This is a genomic window from Enterobacter sp. 22466, assembly GCF_052044775.1.
Classification (GTDB): domain Bacteria; phylum Pseudomonadota; class Gammaproteobacteria; order Enterobacterales; family Enterobacteriaceae; genus Enterobacter; species Enterobacter dissolvens.
In genome coordinates, this window is record NZ_JBQENX010000001.1 from 1124176 (window position 1) to 1144985 (window position 20810).

The window sequence follows — 20810 nt, forward strand, 5'->3', positions numbered from 1 at the left end:
TGATACCCGAATTTGAGCTAATGTACTAGCATATTAGTACATGCGGCGATTGAGACCCATGATGTCGAGAATTTTGGTGGCGATCTCTTCGACCGAATAGTTGGTGCTGTTGAGCCATGGGATCTGGTTTTTGCGGTACAACGCTTCCACTTCGGAGACTTCCATTCGGCACTGGCGCATGGAGGCGTAGCGGCTGTTCTCGCGTCGCTCTTCGCGGATCGCCGCCAGCCGTTCCGGATTGATGGTCAGACCGAACAGCTTGTGCTGCAGCGGCTTCAGGGCAGCAGGCAGCACCAGATTATCCATATCATCGGCAATGAACGGGTAGTTAGCGGCACGAATACCAAACTGCATCGCCAGGTAGAGGCTGGTTGGGGTTTTACCGCAGCGCGAGACGCCCAGCAAAATGACCTGCGCCTGGTCGAGGTTACGCAGCGAGATCCCGTCGTCGTGCGCCAGGGTGTAGTCAATGGCGGCGATACGCGCATCGTATTTGGTCAGGTTGCCGGGGTTCAGCCCGTGGGTTCGGTGCGCGATAGGGGTCGGGTCGAGTTTCAGCTCGCTCTGCAGCGGGGCCACCAGCGCCTGAACGATATCCTGGCAAAACCCTTCACTCTGCAGAATGATGCTGCGAATTTCCGGGATCACAATGGAGTAGAAGACCAGCGGGCGCACGCCGGTCTGCTGGTAAATGGCGTCAATCTGATCCTTGACCGCCCGCGCGCGGCTCTCATTTTCCACAAACGGCAGCGTGATGCTGTTAATCGAAACGGGGAACTGCGACATCACCGCGTGCCCCAGCACCTCGGCGGTAATCGCCGTACCATCAGAAATATAAAAAACGTGGCGATCGACAGCATTATCCATTTTATCCACCCTGAATATCGGACCTAATTGTCTGAAAGCATAAATTAAAAAAGTTAATTGCACAGCAAAGAACTTGTCCTAATTATAAATGGAACGGTGTTTTTGATTTTCCTGAAAAGTGGATTTCATTTTTCAAATAGCGACTTCATTTTTGTGGTTTTTGGCTGAATATATAGGAATCATCGGGTTATCGGATGGTGGGAAAGTATCCGAAAAGTTGAAAATTTAAATTGCTTACACGATTCACCGTTTTTTTAGCGCTAATAATTATGCCAGTATAAATACGTAGTCAGGTGTTTCTTACTCCGATCAAATATCACAAAAGGATTGTTTCGATGTCCAACAATGGCTCGTCACCGCTGGTGCTTTGGTATAACCAACTCGGCATGAATGATGTAGACAGAGTTGGGGGCAAAAATGCCTCCCTGGGTGAAATGATTACAAATCTGTCCGGTATGGGTGTCTCCGTACCAAACGGGTTTGCCACAACCGCCGATGCGTTTAACCTGTTTTTAGACCAGAGCGGTGTAAACCAGCGCATTTACGACCTGCTGGATAAAACGGATATTGATGACGTTACCGAGCTTGCCAAAGCCGGGGCGCAGATCCGCCAGTGGATTATCGACACACCTTTCCAGCCGGAACTGGAAAAAGCCATTCACGACGCGTACAACCAGCTCTCCGCTGATGATGCGCAGGCCTCTTTCGCCGTGCGCTCCTCTGCAACCGCAGAAGACATGCCGGATGCTTCGTTCGCCGGGCAGCAGGAGACCTTCCTGAACGTCCAGGGGTACGATGCGGTGCTGGTGGCGGTGAAACACGTGTTCGCCTCCCTGTTTAACGATCGCGCCATCTCCTATCGCGTACACCAGGGCTATGACCATCGCGGCGTGGCGCTCTCCGCGGGCGTACAGCGTATGGTGCGTTCCGACGTGGGCTCTTCCGGCGTGATGTTCTCCATCGATACCGAATCCGGCTTCGACCAGGTGGTGTTCATCACCTCCGCGTGGGGTCTGGGTGAAATGGTGGTGCAGGGGGCCGTGAACCCTGACGAATTCTACGTCCACAAACCGACGCTTGCCGCTAACCGTCCGGCGGTGGTTCGCCGCACCATGGGCTCGAAAAAAATCCGCATGATCTATGCCCCGACCCAGGAGCATGGTAAGCAGGTGAAAATTGAAGATGTACCGCAGGAGCTGCGCGACCGCTTCTCCCTGACCGACGCCGAAGTGCAGGAGCTGGCGAAGCAGGCGGTGCAGATTGAAAAACACTACGGCCGTCCAATGGACATCGAGTGGGCCAAAGACGGGAACACCGGCAAGCTGTTCATCGTCCAGGCGCGTCCGGAAACCGTTCGCTCCCGTGGTCAGGTCATGGAGCGTTATACCCTTCACGCACAGGGCAAAGTCGTGGCGGAAGGCCGCGCGATTGGTCACCGCATTGGTGCCGGTCCGGTGAAAGTGATCCACGATATCAGCGAGATGAACCGCATTCAGCCGGGCGACGTGCTGGTAACCGACATGACCGACCCGGACTGGGAACCGATCATGAAGAAAGCCGCGGCTATCGTCACCAACCGTGGCGGCCGTACCTGTCACGCGGCGATCATCGCCCGCGAGCTGGGGATCCCGGCGGTTGTCGGCTGCGGTGACGCAACCGAACGCATGAAGGACGGGCAGAACGTGACCGTCTCCTGTGCCGAAGGGGATACCGGCTACGTGTATGCCGACATCCTCGACTTCAGCGTGAAAAGCTCCAGCGTCGATACCATGCCGGACCTGCCGCTGAAGATCATGATGAACGTCGGTAACCCGGACCGCGCGTTTGACTTCGCCTGCCTGCCGAACGAAGGCGTGGGCCTGGCGCGTCTGGAATTTATCATCAACCGTATGATTGGCGTTCACCCGCGCGCGCTGCTGGAGTTTGACGAACAGGACGCAAAGCTGCAGAACGAGATCCGCGAGATGATGAAAGGTTACGACTCGCCGAAAGAGTTCTACGTTGGCCGTCTGACCGAAGGGATCGCGACGCTCGGCGCGGCGTTTTATCCGAAGCGCGTGATTGTGCGTCTGTCGGACTTTAAATCTAACGAATACGCCAACCTGGTGGGCGGCGAGCGTTACGAGCCGGAAGAAGAGAACCCGATGCTGGGCTTCCGTGGGGCCGGACGTTATGTCTCCGACAGCTTCCGCGACTGCTTCGCGCTGGAGTGTGAAGCGGTAAAACGCGTGCGCAACGACATGGGGCTGACCAACGTTGAGATCATGATCCCGTTTGTACGCACCGTGGATCAGGCGAAAGCGGTGGTGGATGAGCTGGCGCGCCAGGGTCTGAAGCGCGGCGAGAACGGGCTGAAGATCATCATGATGTGTGAGATCCCGTCCAACGCCCTGCTGGCAGAGCAGTTCCTGGAGCACTTCGACGGCTTCTCTATCGGCTCTAACGACATGACGCAGCTGACGCTGGGTCTGGACCGTGACTCCGGCGTGGTCTCTGAGCTGTTCGATGAGCGCAACGAGGCGGTGAAAGCCCTGCTGTCGATGTCCATCCGTGCGGCGAAGAAACAGGGTAAATACGTCGGTATTTGTGGTCAGGGCCCATCTGACCATGAAGACTTCGCGGCCTGGCTGATGGAAGAGGGGATCGACAGTCTTTCCCTCAACCCGGATACCGTGGTGCAAACCTGGCTGAGCCTGGCTGAACTGAATAAGTAACGTCATCCGTATCTGAAAAGGCGAGGGAAATAATCCTCGCCTTTTTTATTTCCGCTTATATTTGCTCCCCATCACAAATAAAGTAAAAAACCAAATATCATAATTTGTCTGTTAGTTTAGACAATTGTTAGCGCGCAAAGCGTTGCTAATACTTGAGCCTTACCGCGCAAATCAACAGGATTTTGCGCAACTGGTTGAAATACGTTTTAACCTGATAAAAAGGCAAATAACAAATGACAATCTCCTCTGTACTGCGTACCAAAGATAAAATAGGTTATGGCTTAGGTGATATGGCCAGTGCGCTGGTCTGGCAAACAGCGACGTTATTTCTTGCTTATTTCTATACAGACGTTTTCGGTTTACCCGCGGCCATTATGGGCACCATGTTTTTAGTGGTGCGCGTGGTCGACGCCTTTATTGATCCCTGTATAGGCGCGCTGGTGGATCGCACCCAAACGCGTCACGGTCGTTTCCGTCCATGGCTGCTGTGGTTTGCCATTCCGTTTGGCGTAAGCTGCCTCATTACGTTCTACGTTCCCGACGTCGGGCCCACGGCGAAAATCGTCTATGCCTGCGTGACCTACGGGATTTTAAGCCTCATCTATTCCGCCATTAACGTCCCTTACTGCGCCATGCCGGGCGCGCTGACGCTGGATCCGCGCGAGCGTCATTCGCTGCAGTCGTGGCGTTTTGGCCTGTCGTTTATCGGCGGGTTGATTGTGACGGTGATCGCGTTGCCGCTGGTCTCGCATCTAGGGCAGGGCAACGTACAGAAAGGCTATTTCTATGCCATGAGTCTGATGGGATTGCTGGGGATTATTTTATTCTTCTGCTGTTTCCTGATGACCCGCGAGCGCTATTCTCCGCGTAATGACACCTCTGGCTCCATGCTCACCGATTTAAAACTGCTGGCCGGCAATAGCCAGTGGCGAATTGTGTTCCTGTTTAATATTTTGCTGTTAACGGCGGTCGTGACGCGCGGCTCTGCCACGATGTATTACGTGAATTATGTGCTGTTGCGCCCGGAACTGGTCTTTGCCTTTATCGTCTCCGGGATGGTGGCCTCCTTAAGTGGCGCATTATTATCCGAACGGCTGCTGGGGAAATTTGACCGCGTACGCGCCTATCAGTGGACCATTATTTCTTTCGTGATCTTCGGGGCGCTGATCTTCTTCCTGCCGCCTTCACAGGTCTGGCTGATTTTCGGCCTCAATATTGTCTTTAGCTTCATCCAGAACCTGACCACGCCGCTGCAGTGGACCATGTTCTCCGATGTGGTCGACTACGAAGAGCACCGCAGCGGCCGTCGGCTTGATGGTCTGGTCTTCTCCACCGCGCTGTTTGCCATCAAGTTTGGTCTGGCGCTGGGCGGAGCGGTGGTGGGTTGGGTGCTCGGGATGGTGGATTACGCGCCAGGCCAGGCAACCCAGGCGCCGCACGTACTCACGACCATTAACGCACTGTTTACCCTTATTCCGTGCGTGCTGTTCCTCTGCATGGTCGCACTGCTTGCCATCTACAAACTCAACAGCCGGCTGGTGGATACCATCGCCCGCGAACTGGCCAGCAAGCGCGACGTGCGGCCAGAAGCAGGGCAACTCAGCCCGGCTGCCCCTTCCGCCCTACAGGAGTAAAACATGACTGCAATCTATAAGGACGCGGGACGTCCCGTGCACGAGCGCGTCGCCGACTTACTGGCACGCATGACCCCGGAAGAGAAATTTGCCCAGATGCATGCTTACTGGCTGATCCTCGATGAAAACGGCAACCACCGTGAGCGCAGCGACTTGAGTGATGAATTCGCGGGGGTGAGTGAACAGGCCTCGCTCAGCGAACGACTGAAGCTGGGCGTCGGGCAGATCACCCGTCCGCTGGGCACCCATATCGTTGATGCGCAAACCGGCGTGCGCGCCGCCAACCGTCTGCAGCGCATGATGATGGAAGAGACGCGGCTTGGCATTCCGGCGCTGTTCCATGAGGAGTGTCTGGTGGGGTTGTTGTGCAAAGATGCGACGCTGTTCCCGTCCTCGCTGAACTACGGTTCAACCTGGGATCCGGCCCTGGTGCAGCAGGCAGCAGAGCAGATAGGTAAAGAGGCACGGTCTGTGGGGTGCCAGCAGGGGCTGGCCCCGGTACTGGATGTCTCCCGCGATGTGCGCTGGGGGCGCACGGAAGAGACCTTTGGCGAAGATCCCTGGCTGGTGGGCGTGATGGCCACGGCCTATGTTAAAGGGCTGCAGGGCGATAAACGCGATCTGCTGGCCACGCTTAAGCACTATGTGGGCCACTCGTTCAGCGAAGGGGCGCGCAATCATGCCCCGGTTCATCTGGGCTTTAGCGAACTGAATGATACCTTCCTGCTGCCGTTTGAAATGGCGGTGAAGCTGGCCAATGCCGGGTCGGTGATGCCAGCCTACCACGATATCGACAATCAGCCCGGGCACAGCGACCACTTCCTGCTGACCACCGTCCTGCGCGAACAGTGGGGCTTTGACGGGATCGTTGTGGCGGACTATGGCGGCGTCAGCCTGCTGCATCAGCATCACGGGGTCTCGCATGATGCGACCGAATCCGCCGCACTGGCCTTTAACGCCGGGCTCGATGTCGAGCTGCCGAAAGATGACTGCGCCCGCCATCTGGCCGAGGCCGTCGGGCGTGGTCTGATCTCCATGGCAAAAGTGGACGAAATTGTAGGACGCGTGCTGACCGAAAAATTCCGTCTCGGCCTGTTTGAAAACCCGTATGCCGATGAACGCGGCATTGATTTGCAAAATGAGACCACCCGGCAGGTTGCACGTGAGGTGGCGACCCGCTCGCTGACGTTGCTGGAGAATAACGGCATTTTGCCTCTCGGCGGCAAACCCCGCGTGGCGGTGGTGGGACCCACGGCGGACGATCCGCTGGCGTTGCTCAGCGGCTACAGCTTCCCGGTGCATTTAATTATCAGCGATATGGTTGACGAAACCTCGCAGGTGACGACCCCGCGCGCGGCGCTGGAGCACTATCTGGGCGCGTCGAACGTGCGTTACGCCAAAGGGTGTCACATCATTGAAAAACGGATGGCGGGTGCGCCGGTCTTCCCGGGTGACAGCGGGGGCAAACCGATGCAGCAGTCGCCGGTGTCGCAAAGTACCGCGCTGATCCCCGAAGCCGTGAACGCCGCGCAGGAGAGCGACGTGGTGGTGGCCTGCGTCGGCGACCTCGCCGGTTTGTTCCAGAGCGGCACAGTAGGGGAAGGATCCGATACCGATTCCCTGAACCTGCCTGGCGTTCAGCAACAGCTGCTGGACGCCCTGGTCGCCACGGGCAAACCGGTGATTGTGGTGATGACCGGCGGGCGGCCGTACAACCTTCAGGGGCTGGAAGATAAGGTCGCGGCGCTGATGATGGCCTGGGCGCCTGGGCAGGAAGGGGGCTGGGCGATTGCCGATGTGTTAACCGGCCGCGCGGAGCCGCAGGGACGTCTGGTGGTGAGCGTGCCGAAAAGTGCGGGCGCCATGCCGTACTACTACAACCACAAGCTGAAAAGCGGCGGCACGCCATTCGCGTTCCACTTTGGCTCCCGCTATCCCTTTGGTTTCGGCCTTGGCTGGACGCAATTTAACTGGGGCGCAGCACGCCTCGCGCAAAACAGCGTACCGGTTGACGGCGAGGTGGTGCTGAGTATTGACGTCACCAACCGCGGTGAACGCAGCGGCAGCGAGGTGGTGCAGGTGTACGTCCGGGATAAGGTTGCCACGCAGGTGCGGCCGCTTCAGGAGCTGAAAGCGTTCCAGCGCGTGGCGCTCGCGCCGGGCGAAACGGCCACGCTCACTTTTACGCTGCCCGTGGAGATGTTCAACTTTACCCGTCGGGACGGCAAACGCATTGTTGAGCCGGGCGAGTTTGAGCTGCAGCTGGGGGCATCGTCGGCGGATATTCGCGACGTGGTGACGGTCAATGTGACGGGAGAGACGCGGGTGCTGCCTGCTGAATGGCGCATGCTAAGCACCTGTCAGGTTCAGCACGCGTAGTCAGGATAAAAAAAAGCCCATCGTGGGAGATGGGCAAAGACTACACACAGCAATTCGTTGTTTCACTCAGGGGATTTCCATGCTTATAAATCAAGGTGTTGATTTATAACCGTGAGCTAATAGTAGGCATGCCAGCCCTGAGCGTCGATCAGATTCGTCTCAATAGTTAAAGAGAAGTAAAGATTTCTTGAGGTGAATAGCGGACTTAGAGCAAAAAAGGCGGGTCGGACCAGTGCGCAGCGAATAAATAGTTTAGCAACGTTTAAGTATTGCAGGGGAGAATGTAGACCGGGTAAGCGTCAGCGCCACCCGGCAACATACCTTACTGCGTATTCTTTTCTTCCAGCTCTTCCAGTTCGCTCAAAATCACATCCGGGTCAGTTCCCGGCGGCGGTACTTCGTGTACCCAGGCGGAGAAGAGACGCCAGGTGACGGCAAGCAGCACCGGTCCAATAAACAGACCGATCATCCCAAAGGCGATTAACCCGCCAATGACGCCGGAGAGGATCAGGATCAGCGGCAGGTCCGCGCCCATGCGGATGAGGATGGGACGAATCACGTTATCCATGGTGCCGACCACACAGCTCCAGACCAGCAGAACGGTTCCCCACGTGGTATCCCCCGTCCAGTAAAGCCAGATGATGCTGGGGACCAGCACCAGCAACGGCCCCAGTTGCGCAAGACAGGTCATCAGCATCACCACCGTAAACACGGTGGCGTACGGCACGCCAGAAATGGCCAGGCCGATACCGCCCAGCACCGCCTGCACCAGCGCCGTGACGACCACGCCAAGCGCAACCGCCCGCACGGCCTGCGCCGCCAGCAGAACCGCGGCGTCACCGCGTTTTCCGGCCAGTCGGGTGGCGAAATGGCGAACGCCCAACGCTACCTGCTCACCGCGCCAGTAGAGCAGGGCGCTGAAGACCAGCATCAGCGCACAGTGCATCATAAAGCGACCAATATGGGCCGCCTGACCCACAAACCACGTGGTGGTGGTGCCAATATACGGACGTACTTTCGCCATCAACGCGCTGCCGCCCATCTCCAGCAGGCTGTGCCAGCCGCTGTAAAGTTTGGCGCCCACCATCGGAATGCTGTTCAGCCAGGCGAGATCCGGCAGCGTTAAATCACCGCTGGTGATGGCGCGAATCACCGGGCCACTGGAATCGACAAGACTGTTCACCAGCAGCGCAATTGGAATAATAAACAGCAGGAACAGCAGCAGCGTCATGACCAGTACCGCCAGACCGCGGCGGCCAAACAGCAGTTTTTGCAGACGTAACAGCACCGGCCAGGTCGCCACGACCACCGTCGCGGCCCAGGCGAAGCCAAGTATGAAAGGTTGAACAATCCACAGACACGCAATAATCATGAGGGCCAGAAACAGCACCGACAGCATAATTTGCGCAACATCCCTGGGCTGGCGAAGATTGACCATAAATGAAACTTTCCTTAATAAACACCAGCGAGGCTGGCGGGAACGGATAACCGCGTCTCTCTAATCATTAATGATATCAGCGATTTTTGACAGGCGGATTTTGCCCGTAATTCAGCGAAGCACATAAGAAAAAAATGTGATAAAACTTTCCAGACACAACGCAAACGGTTTCATCCCACTCTAATTAGGGTCGACAGTCATGATCCCACAGATTTCTCAAGCACCTGGCGTCGTTCAGCTGGTGCTTAATTTTTTGCAGGCACTGGAGCAACAGGGTTTTACAGGTGATACCGCCACGAACTATGCCGACAGGCTGACGATGGCGACCGATAACAGTATTTACCAGCTTCTTCCCGATGCAGTCGTCTTTCCGCGCTCAACGGCCGATGTGGCGCTTATCGCCCGGCTGGCCACCCAGGAACGTTTTAGCGCTCTGGTGTTCACCCCGCGTGGCGGTGGCACCGGGACAAATGGCCAGGCGCTGAACCAGGGCATCATCATAGATATGTCGCGCTATATGAACCGCATCATCGAGATCAATCCTGAAGAGGGATGGGTGCGTGTCGAAGCGGGCGTCATCAAAGATCAGCTCAACCAGTATCTCAAACCTTACGGCTACTTCTTCGCGCCGGAGCTTTCCACCAGCAACCGGGCGACCATCGGCGGGATGATCAACACCGATGCCTCCGGGCAGGGCTCGCTGGTCTACGGAAAAACCTCCGATCACGTTCTGGGCGTACGCGCGGTGCTGCTGGGCGGCGATATCCTGGATACCCAGCCCATGCCGGTCGAGCTGGCGGAAACGCTGGGTAAAGAGAATACCGCAAGCGGGCGCATCTATCGCACCGTGCTGGAACGCTGTCGCGATAACCGCCAGCTGATCCTCGACAAATTCCCCAAACTGAACCGTTTCCTGACCGGTTACGACCTGCGGCATGTCTTTAACGACGAACTGACCCAGTTTGATTTGACCCGCGTGCTGACCGGCTCCGAAGGGACGCTGGCGTTTATTACCGAGGCGCGGCTGGATATCACCCGGTTGCCGAAGGTTCGCCGCCTGGTGAACGTCAAATATGACTCCTTTGATTCCGCGCTGCGTAATGCCCCGTTTATGGTTGAGGCGCAGGCGCTGTCGGTGGAGACCGTCGACTCGAAGGTGCTTAATCTGGCGCGGGAAGATATCGTCTGGCACTCCGTACGGGAGCTGATTACCGATGTGCCAGATAAAGAGATGCTCGGGCTTAACATCGTTGAATTTGCCGGAGACGATGCAGAGCTTATCGACAGCCAGGTGACCACGCTCTGTCAGCGGCTGGACGAACTGATTGCTCAGGGCGAAGGTGGCGTCATTGGCTGGCAGCTCTGTAACGATCTGGCCGGCATTGAGCGTATCTACGCGATGCGTAAAAAAGCGGTGGGGCTGCTCGGCAATGCCAAAGGTGCCGCTAAGCCGATTCCGTTTGCCGAAGATACCTGTGTCCCCCCTGAGCATCTGGCGGATTATATTGTTGAATTCCGTGCCCTGCTGGACAGCCACGGCTTGAGCTATGGCATGTTCGGCCATGTTGATGCCGGGGTGCTGCACGTGCGTCCGGCGCTGGACATGTGCGACCCGCAGCAGGAGATCCTGATGAAACAGATCTCCGATGAGGTGGTGGCGTTAACCGCGAAATATGGCGGCCTGCTGTGGGGTGAACACGGAAAAGGGTTCCGCGCCGAGTACAGTCCGGCGTTCTTCGGTGAACAGCTCTTCGGCGAGCTGCGCAAGGTCAAAGCGGCGTTTGACCCCAATAACCGTCTCAATCCGGGGAAAATTTGCCCCCCCGAAGGGATTGAGGCGCCGATGCTGCAGGTGGATGCCGTCAAGCGCGGCACCTACGACAGACAAATCCCGATTGCCGTGCGCGCGTCCTGGCGCGGGGCGCTGGAGTGTAACGGCAACGGCCTGTGCTTTAACTTCGACGTGAAAAGCCCGATGTGCCCGTCGATGAAAATTACCAGCAACCGCATCCATTCGCCAAATGGGCGGGCGACGCTGGTACGCGAATGGCTGCGTCTGCTGGCCGACCGCGGGGTGGATCCCCTCAAGCTGGAGCAGGAGTTGCCGGAAAAACGGGCCAGCCTGCGCTCCCTGATTGAGCGCACCCGCAACAGCTGGCATGCGAATAAGGGCGAGTATGATTTCTCCCATGAGGTGAAAGAGGCGATGTCCGGCTGCCTGGCCTGTAAAGCTTGTTCGACCCAGTGCCCGATTAAGATCGACGTGCCGGAGTTCCGTTCACGCTTCCTGCAGCTCTACCACACGCGCTATCTGCGCCCGATGCGCGACCATCTGGTGGCAACGGTGGAGAGCTATGCGCCGCTGATGGCGCGGGCGCCGAAGACCTTCAACTTCTTTATTAATCAGCCGCTGGTACGCAAGCTTTCCGAAAAACATATCGGGATGGTGGATCTGCCGCTGCTTTCGGTACCGTCGCTGCAGCGCCAGCTGGTGGGGCACCGCTCGGCAAACATGACCCTGGAGCAGCTTGAGGCGCTAAGCCCTGAGCAAAAAGCGAAGGTGGTGCTGGTGGTGCAGGATCCCTTTACCAGCTACTACGACGCGCAGGTGGTGGCCGATTTCGTCCGCCTGGCGGAAAAGCTGGGATACCAGCCGGTAGTCCTGCCGTTCTCACCCAACGGTAAGGCGCAACACATTAAAGGCTTCCTCAACCGCTTCGCGAAAACGGCGCAAAAAACGTCTGATTTCCTCAACCGGGTCGCCGGTCTGGGGATGCCGATGGTGGGTGTCGATCCGGCACTGGTGCTCTGCTATCGCGATGAATACACGCAGACGCTGGGCGATAAACGCGGTGATTTCCACGTTATGCTGGTACATGAGTGGCTGCCGGCCGCCCTGGAGCAGACCTCCGCCATGGAGGTCAGCGGTGAGTCGTGGTACCTGTTTGGCCACTGTACCGAGGTCACCGCGCTGCCAGGGGCACCTGCGCAATGGGCCTCTATCTTTGCCCGTTTCGGCGCGAAGCTTGAGAGCGTCAGCGTTGGCTGCTGCGGCATGGCGGGCACCTACGGGCATGAAGTCAAGAATCACGCCAACTCGCTCGGTATCTACGAGCTGTCGTGGCATCAGGCGATGCAGCGTTTGCCAAGAAACCGCTGCCTGGCAACGGGCTACTCCTGTCGAAGCCAGGTGAAACGGGTAGAGGGTAACGGCGTACGCCACCCATTACAGGCTTTACTGGAGATTATCGGATGATCTGGAAACGTGCCGTCACGCTACAGGCGTTAAACGCCATGGGCGAGGGGAATATGGTCGGGTTGCTGGATATCCGGTTCATCCGTATCGGCGAGGACGACCTGGAGGCCACCATGCCTGTCGATCATCGCACGCATCAGCCGTTTGGCCTGCTGCATGGCGGTGCGTCCGTGGTGCTGGCCGAAACGCTGGGCTCGGTGGCGGGCTATCTGTGTACCGAAGGGGAGCAAAAGGTGGTCGGTCTGGAGGTGAACGCCAACCATATTCGCTCGGTGCGTAGCGGACGCGTGCGCGGTATTTGCCGCGCGCTGCACGCCGGTAGCCGTCATCAGGTGTGGCAGATTGATATTCTCGATGAGCAGGATCGGCTGTGCTGCTCGTCGCGGCTGACGACAGCGGTGGTGTAAATTTTGTCGTTGTTTTTGCATTTGGTCAAAAACTAGCCAGGGCGTTGTGATATACTGGTCAGGATTTGTACATAAGCGAGGACATCATGGATACTGAAATAACCCCAACGCAACTGGCAATTGAATACTTACGTCGCGATAAGAGCAACCTGTCTCCGGCGCAGTACCTGAAAAAGCTGAAACAGCTTGAACTGGAGTTCACAGATTTGCTGGCGCTCTCTTCGAATGAACTGAAAGAAGAGATCTATTTTGCCTGGCGCTTGGGCGTTCACGTCCATTGAGAGAATAAAAAGGCCGCGAGTGCGGCCTTTTTTGTGTCTGCAATTCAGTATCGGGCGGGAAGTTTGTTGATTTTAATCAGCCTGCCGTCATCCATTTCGATAAACCCGCCGGTTTTTAAATCCGCCAGGATACGCATCACGCCGCTACGGGAAAGCTGGGTTTTGTCGCGAATGTAGCGTTCAGCGGTGATCCCCCGGCGATAGGATTCATCTTCATTCATTAACAGCATCAGCTGCTGGCGGATCATCTCATAAGCCGTCGGCGCCCCCTTCGGCATGACGGTGTTATAGAGCCGGTTGTACATGAACATCAGATGGTTTGATAGCAGCCCCCACAACGCCTTCTCCTGGATAATGACGTTGAGCTGCTCTGTGGGCAGCGTACCGATCCTGCAGGGCGTCACCGTTTTCAGGTAGTCGTCAAAAAAGATGTCACTGATATTGGCCACGCCAAATAACGCCGGGCTTTTCGCCGTCGACAGCATCAGATTGTCGCTGCGTCGGTAAATGGCAACGGTCCCTTCCAGAATCAAATAACTCATCCCCCGGCCATTAACCACCAGATCCAGCTGCTCCCCGCGACCCGTGTTGCGAAGCGTAGAGTAGGGCTGTAAGTGCGTAATCAGCGCTTGCGCATAAGGAGAACCACGATGGGGTTTTTCTGTGGTGGACATAACCTGAACCTGAAAGAATCGTCTTTCTGATTATAGCCTTACTCGGCACCACCGACAGCACCAGGGTCAGTATTTCCGCGGCAAATGATGGACATCAAGCAGCACGCCGCGCTCCATCGTAATGTACTTTCCGGTGCGCAGTTCCGCCAGTATTCGCATAATTCCGCTGCGCGACAGCCAGGTGCGGCTTTGTATATACCCTGCCGCCGTCATGTTCAGCCGTATAGCTTCAGGCTCCTGCATCAGCTCAACCAGCTGAAAGCGAATAATGTCATAGGCTGACATCTGTGAGATCCGCGAGCAATGCTCGTAGACCCGGGAGGCGGTATAGATCAGCAGGTGCGCAAAGGGCTCCCATAAATTGTGTTGCGCAACCAGGCGATTAAACCGTTCCAGCGAAATACCCGCGATCTCGGAGGTTTCCAGCGCTCTGACGTACAGGTGCTCTGAGGAGAACTGGCTGCTCACGCCAAGAACAAACGGCGAGGATTCTGAATTTAATACAATGCCATCTCCCCGACGGTGCAACGCCACGCTGCCCTGCAGCAACAAAAAACACTGACGAATATCGTTATTGTAATAATGGATCATTTCCCCTCGCGACAGTATGCGTCTTTGTGCAGAGGGAAGAAGGTTATCGATTAATTTCTCGATGTGCTTATAGGGTTTAGCCGTAAGCACGGTGGCTTTTTCATTATCGAGACTGGGAGCCATTCGGGTGTTCATTAGATACCTCACTCACGGACGCGATCATTATTTGATCGATATAAAGAATTATCTTAAAAAACAGCGGGTCGTGGAATATTTAACACGGGTCTAAAAATAGACCGCAGTAAATGACGAGCCTAATTATATGAATTGTAAGGGCGTAAATTAGGGGTCTAAAAGTAGACCGGAAACATAATCGCTTAAGAAATTTCAAAACTGAAATGTATTTATTTTGTTAAAGAGAAGTCTACAGCTAGACCTCAAAATAGATTGTGTGTCGGAAAAGAGTTGTATAAATTTCGTTCATCGGCTGATGAGGCCCGAATTATGTAATCTGGATTTCAGTAATAAATAAAGTGATACAGGATTTAATGATGAACAATAAAATGATGATAACACTGCTGGCAGTCGGTTCTGCCCTGACAGCAACACACGCCTTCGCCGCTGCGGGTACCGTTAATTTTAACGGTAATATTCTGGATTCCGCCTGTGACGTTGATGTGGCTTCACAGAATCAGGTGGTGGTGTTGGGCGATTATTATAAGACCGAATTCCCGACCACCGGGGCCAGAACCGCAGCCACGCAATTTAATATCGTGTTGAAAAATTGCCCGGTGACGGTCACCAACGCGAAGGTTCGCTTTGATGGTACGCCGGATGCCACGAATTCCAGCCTGCTGGCGATTGATTCGTCTGCGGCGGGCGCGGCGACCGGTGTGGCGATTAACCTGATGAGTGCGGATAAGGCCGATCTGCCGCTCCATGGCAGCAACAGCTATAGCTATGCGCTGAGCAGCACCATGGATAATACGCTGAGTTTCTATGCGCAGTATATTTCCACCGCAGCGGCGGTCACCGCTGGTCCGGCGAATTCTGTCGCGAATTTCTCCGTGGTCTACAACTAATATTTTTGGCAGCAATCAGTAAGGGGCCAACCCGGCCCCGTTGTGGTATGAGGTATTCATGCGTTTTATCAAAACAAAAGGACTGGCCCTGGCGCTGTCAGCACTGACGCTGACCACAGCTCACGCCGGGGTCATTATTGGCGGCACCCGAATCATTTTCGATGGGGCTAAAAAAGAAGCGTCAATCAGCATAACTAATCCGGACAGTGCGCCTTATTTAATTCAGTCATGGATAGATATGCAGGAAGGGAACTCAGGTAAAGCGCCTTTTATTATTACACCGCCATTATATCGGCTGGATGGAGGACAAAAAAATATTGAGCGGATCGTGATGACTGGTGCACTGCCTCAGGAGCAGGAAAGTTTATTTTGGCTGAATATCAAAGCGATCCCTTCGGCATCAAAGCAGACGAACGCCCTGCAAATAGCAGTGAAAACGCGCATCAAACTGATCTACCGGCCAGAAGGTTTGCGGGCGTCTACGCCAGAAGAACAGGCTAATAAATTAACCTGGCAACGAGCCGGGAATGAAATTCAGGTCAACAACCCCACGCAATATGTCGTCAATTTTAATGAAATTACGCTGGGGGGGAAAAAGCTGGACGATGTGACCTACGTGTTACCCGGCGCCTCAGCCCGGTTTGTATTACCCAACGAGGCAAGGGGAAATTCACTCACGTTTAAAATTATTAACGACTATGGCAGTCCCGGCGTATTACATCAAGCCAGTTTGTGATCCTTTGGCAAACGGCAACGCCTGCATTAACCCGGTAATTCGCAATGACGGTAAATAACACGATGAAACCCGCACGCCTGGCGATGTTTATCGCCTTAGCGTTTGGCGGATCCTCAACCTCGCTCTACGCCAGTGTTGCCTTTAACACCGAATTAATTGAGCTGGATAATCCAGGCATGGATAAAGCCGATTTGTCGGCCTTTGAATCAGGCTCGCAGGCACCGGGGATCTACCATGTCGATATTATTGTCGACGACGCGTTTCTGGAGACGGGGGATATTCAGTTTACCGCGAGCAAAGCCGACAACGGCGATGCGTCATTGCAACCTTGTCTGAGTCTTGCGCAATTAAAACGCTGGGGCGTGAAAACGGCACTATTTCCAGCGCTTGATGCAGAGAAGAGTGAATGCGTCAATCTTCAGGCTATTCCACAGGCCAGTGCGGATTTTCAGTTTGCTGCCCAGCGTCTGGTGTTGAGTATTCCGCAGGCTGCCATCGATCTGCCGGCAAGAGGCTATGTGCCGCCGGAGATGTGGGATGAAGGGATCACGGCAGCCATGCTCAATTACAGCCTGAGTGGGGCAAACAGCCGGGCGAGAGCGGGCGAGGGGGTCAGTAGCAACACCCAGTATGCGAACCTGCGTCCAGGGGTCAATATCGGGCCGTGGCGTTTACGCAACTACACCACCTGGTCGCGGGATGCTGCCGGGAAAGATCAATGGGACACGGTCTACAGCTACCTGCAACGTGCCGTGATACCCCTGAAAGCGCAGCTTACCCTTGGGGACAGCTCCGCCCCGGCGGATGTCTTTGACAGCATGCCTTTTCGCGGGGTTCAGCTGGCGTCGGACGATGACATGCTGCCGGACTCCCTGAAAGGCTATGCTCCTGTGGTGCGAGGGATCGCGCGCACCAATGCGCAGGTCGTGATTCGCCAGAATGGCTATCAGATCTACCAAAGCTATGTGGCACCGGGCGCGTTTGAAATTACCGATATGTATCCCACCGGTGGCGCGGGCGATTTAGACGTGACCATCAAAGAGGCAGATGGCAGCGAGCAGCATTTCACGCTGCCGTATGCCTCGGTACCCGTGTTGCAGCGTGAAGGGCGACTGAAATATGCCCTCACCGGCGGACAGTATCGCGCCTATAACAGCAGCGTGGAGAAAACCCCGTTCGGGCAGGTCAGCGGTATTTATGGGCTGCGGAATGGCATTACGCTATATGGCGGGGTGCAGGGTTCCGGCAAGTACCAGTCGTTTGCTGTCGGCACAGGTAAAAACATGGGGGATTTCGGGGCGCTCTCCGCCGATGTCACCCAGGCCTGGTCAACACTGGCCCATACCGCGAAAACGCAGGGGCAATCCTTGCGCGCACGCTACAGCAAGAACGTGCTGAATACCGGCACTAACTTTTCGATTGCAGGATACCGTTATTCAACACGCGGCTATTACGGGCTCCAGGACGTGCTGGACTCGTACGGAGACAGCAGTGCGCTTCTGAACAGACGACGTAACCGCGTGGAGCTGACGATGAGCCAGACGCTGGGTGATGAGCGGGGGGCGCTGACGCTCAGCGCCGCACGGGAAGATTACTGGAACACCGACAAATCAATGGCGTCGTGGAGTGTCGGCTACAACAACAACTGGAACAACATCAGTTATGGCGTGACCTGGACATACAGCAAAAATGGGGGCCCGACCTCATCCGGCAGTGGAAGTACAAAGACCTATGACCACGACCAGTTGCTGGCGTTTACCGTCAGCGTGCCGCTGGATAAATTCCTGCCGCAGACGTGGGCCAACTATGGCCTGAATACCAGTAAGAACAATGGCACGACGCACAGTATCGGCATGAACGGGGTGGCTCTCAACAATAGCGCGCTGAACTGGAATATCCAGCAAGGTTACGGCACGGATGGCGTGGGGTATACCGGCACGCTGAACGGTGACTACAAAGGCACGTACGGCGAGGTCACGGCGGGATATGGCTACGACAAACATAGCGAACGCCTTAATTATGGTGTGCAGGGGGGGATCCTCGCCCATGCTGATGGCATAACGCTGTCTCAGCCGCTGGGAGAAACCAATGCGTTAATCAAAGCCCCTGGCGCTCATGGTGTGAATATTCGTAACCAGTCCGGCGTACGGACGGATTACCGGGGATATACGGTGGTGAATAACCTCTCCGTATACCGCAAAAACGATCTCGCTCTCGATCCTGAAAATATGCCTGATGATGTGGAGCTGGAGATCAACACGCGCACGGTCACACCTACACGTGGTGCGGTGGTGAAAGCCGATTATTTGTCCAAAGTCGGACGTCGGGTGCTGATGACGTTGACGACGCCTGATCAGTTCGTGCCGTTTGGCGCGGTTGTTACCCTGGCGGATGATGACAAGAGCAGCTTTATCGTGGGCGATCGCGGCCAGGTCTATTTAACCGGCCTGCGCGACCGGGGCACAGTCCTGGCAACATGGGGACATCAACCTCACCAGCAGTGTCGGGCAGATTTTAGCCTGCCGAATGGATCGCAATACGGCGGAATTACGGACATCAGCGTCTCGTGTCGCCAGGAGCATTAAGATGAAACGGATCAACATGTTATTACTGCTGTGCTGTCTTTGCGCATGGCACATCGCCCGGGCGGGAACCTGCACCACCATTACACCGCAGCTTTCGACATTATCGGTGGGGACAATCAATGTTCAGCGCGATGCGCCTGTCGGCACGGTGATTTTTTCTGGTGCGGGAACGTATACGGGATCCTATCTTAGCGGATGTACTAATCCGTTAATGCTGGGTTTTAGCATGCGATATAACAGTGCCACGCTGAGCAGCTACGGAAACCACGTTTACAACACTAATGTCAGCGGCGTAGGCATTCGATTCTCATCGAATGCCTACTTTGAAAACCCGAGCAATACGTTCTCGTATAATGCGCAAACCTCATACGTGGACTGGTATGGTGGCCGGGTCGAACTGGTTGTCACCGGCCCGGTGTCGTCCGGTGCCTTAACGCCTGGTGCAATAGGTGTGGTCACGCTTCAGGGCAGCGACGGTATCTACCGCGACGGGCTGACCACGCAACTTACCGGCGGAACAATCAATGCGCTGGCATGCACGATCGCCACGCCACAGTTGACCTTCCCGATGGGGGATATTTCGGCCGCGGCATTTGGCAGCGTGGTGGGGACCACGCCAGCGGTTGCGCAGAATACGCAAAACCTGGGATTAAACTGCAGTGCCGGCACCAATATTACGGTTTCCCTGAGCGGAATACAGAATCCGGACAGTGCCAACACCAGCGTCATGGCATTAACCGGGCAGGGAAATAGCGGCACGGCAAAAGGCGTTGGCGTGCAATTTCTCTATAATGGCACGCCACTGGTCTTGAACAGTCGTCTTTTATTAAAACAGTCTGCAGGCGGGCAGGAGACGCTCCCGTTAACGGCACGCTATTACCAGACCTTAACGACCGTCGAATCCGGCTCGGCAAATGCCTCTGCCACGCTTAATTTGACCTACCAATAACAGGTGACATGATGAAATTATCCTTAAGGAGAGGGATGCTCCTCCTTGCTATCAGCTGGAACGTCGTTGCGGCTGATAGCGTTAATCTGGGTGTAACGGGAAATATCATCGCCTCGCCCTGTGTATTTAATGGCGGGAGCGCAAACCTGGATATTAATCTTGGAAATATACAGGCGACTAATATGGCGACGCCGGGATCGACATCCGATCCGGTACCGTTTAATTTGCAATTTGCCCTGTGCCCGGCGGGGACCCGCAGCGTCACGGTCTCGTTTACCGGCACCCCCGATCCGGCGGCCGGTGCGGAGTACTACCTGAACAGCGGCTCGGCGACAAACGTGGCGATAGCCATGCGTGAGGCCGCCACGGGTACGCTGAAGGGGACCGGGTCCAGCATAACGCAAAATATTACGCCGGACAGAACGGCGACCATGGCCATGCAGGCTTCGGTAAAATCTGTAACCGGTGGCGCGACGCCGGGCAGTGTCAGTGCAGTTGTTGTGATGACCATGCAATACAATTAAAAATCCCGCGCGTTAATAACGTTTATTGACTGACCCACATCGGTATTTGCTATGTTGAATATTCTGATTCAAGAGACAGACCAATTTTTTCACCATGGGCTGCAGTGTTTCTTTGTGGAATTCTTTTTACGTAATTTTAAGCAGCAGATTCATTTCGAGGCAGAGCTTAGCCGTGATAACGTCAGTGCCGCCGATATTATCGTTCTCTCATTTTGTATGGGGGAGGCGCTGGTCTGTTTTCCCGAATTACAGGCGCGCCAGAAAGGGATTGTGATCGGATTGGTGGAAGATGAATATCATTTTCCTGCCTTACCCTCCTGTTTTAACGATATTATTTTTATTTCGCGTCGCGCTTCGCTTGATCGGATAAACCAGGTGCTGTTCATCGCCTGGTACCGTGCAGAGCTGGCGGGGAACAGCTGGAAGCAAAAAAGCTGCGCAGAGTGTCAGCATAAAATATTATCACCCCAGCAAAAACGCATTATGGCCAATTTTTATCGGGGATTATCGGTAGTGCAGATCGCGCATGCGCTGAAGATCAGCGATAAAACCGTTTTTACGCAAAAGTATGTGATGATGCAGAAGTTTAATCTGAGAACTGATTTTGAACTGATTGCCCTTATTCGCCGAATGGTGCAGAGGAACAGTTATCCAAACCGGCTCGGTGACTATCTCGCATTCTCTTTGATACTCTAAATTACCTGAATTTGTGCGACGTTATGCACCTTTAGCATAACGCACGCATCATGGTAC

Annotated in this window: 16 protein-coding genes and 1 other RNA gene; 12 read left to right on the forward strand and 5 right to left on the reverse strand. The window is 55.3% G+C overall.

Annotation, left to right across the window (positions count from 1 at the left end):
- Positions 1-33: 33 nt before the first annotated feature.
- Positions 34-867 (reverse strand): posphoenolpyruvate synthetase regulatory kinase/phosphorylase PpsR, encoded by an 834-nt coding sequence (gene ppsR / locus ACTJJI_RS05490; protein ID WP_014831569.1) that lies wholly within the window; start codon positions 865-867, stop codon positions 34-36.
- A gap of 335 nt (positions 868-1202) precedes the next feature.
- Here ppsR and ppsA point away from each other — a divergent pair, with 335 nt between their 5' ends.
- From ppsA to ACTJJI_RS05505, 3 genes are all read left to right on the forward strand, one after another.
- Positions 1203-3581: a phosphoenolpyruvate synthase gene (ppsA, locus tag ACTJJI_RS05495; RefSeq protein ID WP_440653348.1), complete on the forward strand. Its 2379-nt coding sequence runs from the start codon at positions 1203-1205 to the stop codon at positions 3579-3581.
- Between the two features lie 233 nt (positions 3582-3814).
- Complete coding sequence (locus ACTJJI_RS05500; protein WP_046887870.1) at positions 3815-5215, forward strand: MFS transporter; 1401 nt, start codon at positions 3815-3817, stop codon at positions 5213-5215.
- Between the two features lie 3 nt (positions 5216-5218).
- On the forward strand, positions 5219-7594 hold the full coding sequence (locus tag ACTJJI_RS05505; protein WP_440653350.1) for a glycoside hydrolase family 3 N-terminal domain-containing protein: 2376 nt from the start codon (positions 5219-5221) through the stop codon (positions 7592-7594).
- 5 nt (positions 7595-7599) lie between these two features.
- Here the strand turns inward: ACTJJI_RS05505 and rprA are convergent.
- An RNA gene (gene rprA, locus ACTJJI_RS05510) (antisense sRNA RprA) lies at positions 7600-7707 on the reverse strand.
- Between the two features lie 209 nt (positions 7708-7916).
- A complete protein-coding gene (ydiK, locus tag ACTJJI_RS05515) occupies positions 7917-9032 on the reverse strand; it encodes an AI-2E family transporter YdiK (protein ID WP_440653352.1) in 1116 nt (371 codons plus the stop codon).
- Positions 9033-9231: 199 nt separating this feature from the next.
- Between ydiK and ydiJ the strand changes: the two genes are divergently transcribed.
- The 3 genes from ydiJ to ACTJJI_RS05530 all read left to right on the forward strand — a co-directional run bounded on the left by ydiJ (position 9232) and on the right by ACTJJI_RS05530 (position 12976).
- Positions 9232-12288, forward strand: coding sequence for a D-2-hydroxyglutarate dehydrogenase YdiJ (gene ydiJ, locus ACTJJI_RS05520; RefSeq protein ID WP_440653354.1), 3057 nt, complete (start codon positions 9232-9234; stop codon positions 12286-12288).
- Entirely contained in the window at positions 12285-12695 is a 411-nt protein-coding gene (gene menI, locus ACTJJI_RS05525) for a 1,4-dihydroxy-2-naphthoyl-CoA hydrolase (protein ID WP_046887873.1), read from the forward strand. Before ydiJ ends, menI begins: the two co-directional genes overlap by 4 nt.
- 86 nt (positions 12696-12781) lie before the next feature.
- A complete protein-coding gene (locus ACTJJI_RS05530; protein ID WP_003857766.1) occupies positions 12782-12976 on the forward strand; it encodes a YdiH family protein in 195 nt (64 codons plus the stop codon).
- Positions 12977-13020: 44 nt separating this feature from the next.
- Here ACTJJI_RS05530 and ACTJJI_RS05535 read toward each other — a convergent pair whose 3' ends face one another.
- Positions 13021-13650, reverse strand: coding sequence for a helix-turn-helix domain-containing protein (locus tag ACTJJI_RS05535; RefSeq protein ID WP_014831576.1), 630 nt, complete (start codon positions 13648-13650; stop codon positions 13021-13023).
- Positions 13651-13716: 66 nt separating this feature from the next.
- Positions 13717-14376 carry a helix-turn-helix domain-containing protein gene (locus ACTJJI_RS05540; RefSeq protein ID WP_440653357.1) on the reverse strand — a complete coding sequence of 220 codons (660 nt, stop codon included), beginning with the start codon at positions 14374-14376 and terminating at the stop codon, positions 13717-13719.
- 356 nt (positions 14377-14732) lie between these two features.
- Here ACTJJI_RS05540 and ACTJJI_RS05545 point away from each other — a divergent pair, with 356 nt between their 5' ends.
- Genes ACTJJI_RS05545 through ACTJJI_RS05570 form a run of 6 tightly spaced genes read left to right on the forward strand, consistent with a single transcriptional unit; the run spans position 14733 to position 20753 of the window.
- The gene (locus ACTJJI_RS05545) at positions 14733-15263 is read left to right on the forward strand and encodes a fimbrial protein (RefSeq protein WP_050859578.1); all 531 of its coding nucleotides are present in this window, start codon (positions 14733-14735) and stop codon (positions 15261-15263) included.
- Positions 15264-15321: 58 nt separating this feature from the next.
- Entirely contained in the window at positions 15322-15999 is a 678-nt protein-coding gene (locus tag ACTJJI_RS05550; RefSeq protein ID WP_014831579.1) for a fimbrial biogenesis chaperone, read from the forward strand.
- Positions 16000-16043: 44 nt separating this feature from the next.
- Positions 16044-18584 carry a fimbria/pilus outer membrane usher protein gene (locus tag ACTJJI_RS05555; protein ID WP_440653359.1) on the forward strand — a complete coding sequence of 847 codons (2541 nt, stop codon included), beginning with the start codon at positions 16044-16046 and terminating at the stop codon, positions 18582-18584.
- Position 18585: 1 nt separating this feature from the next.
- Positions 18586-19533 carry a fimbrial protein gene (locus ACTJJI_RS05560; protein WP_182381614.1) on the forward strand — a complete coding sequence of 316 codons (948 nt, stop codon included), beginning with the start codon at positions 18586-18588 and terminating at the stop codon, positions 19531-19533.
- A gap of 35 nt (positions 19534-19568) precedes the next feature.
- Positions 19569-20057, forward strand: a complete 489-nt coding sequence (locus ACTJJI_RS05565) for a fimbrial protein (RefSeq protein ID WP_440653362.1) — start codon at positions 19569-19571, stop codon at positions 20055-20057.
- Between the two features lie 51 nt (positions 20058-20108).
- Complete coding sequence (locus tag ACTJJI_RS05570) at positions 20109-20753, forward strand: helix-turn-helix transcriptional regulator (protein WP_014831583.1); 645 nt, start codon at positions 20109-20111, stop codon at positions 20751-20753.
- Positions 20754-20810: the final 57 nt, after the last annotated feature.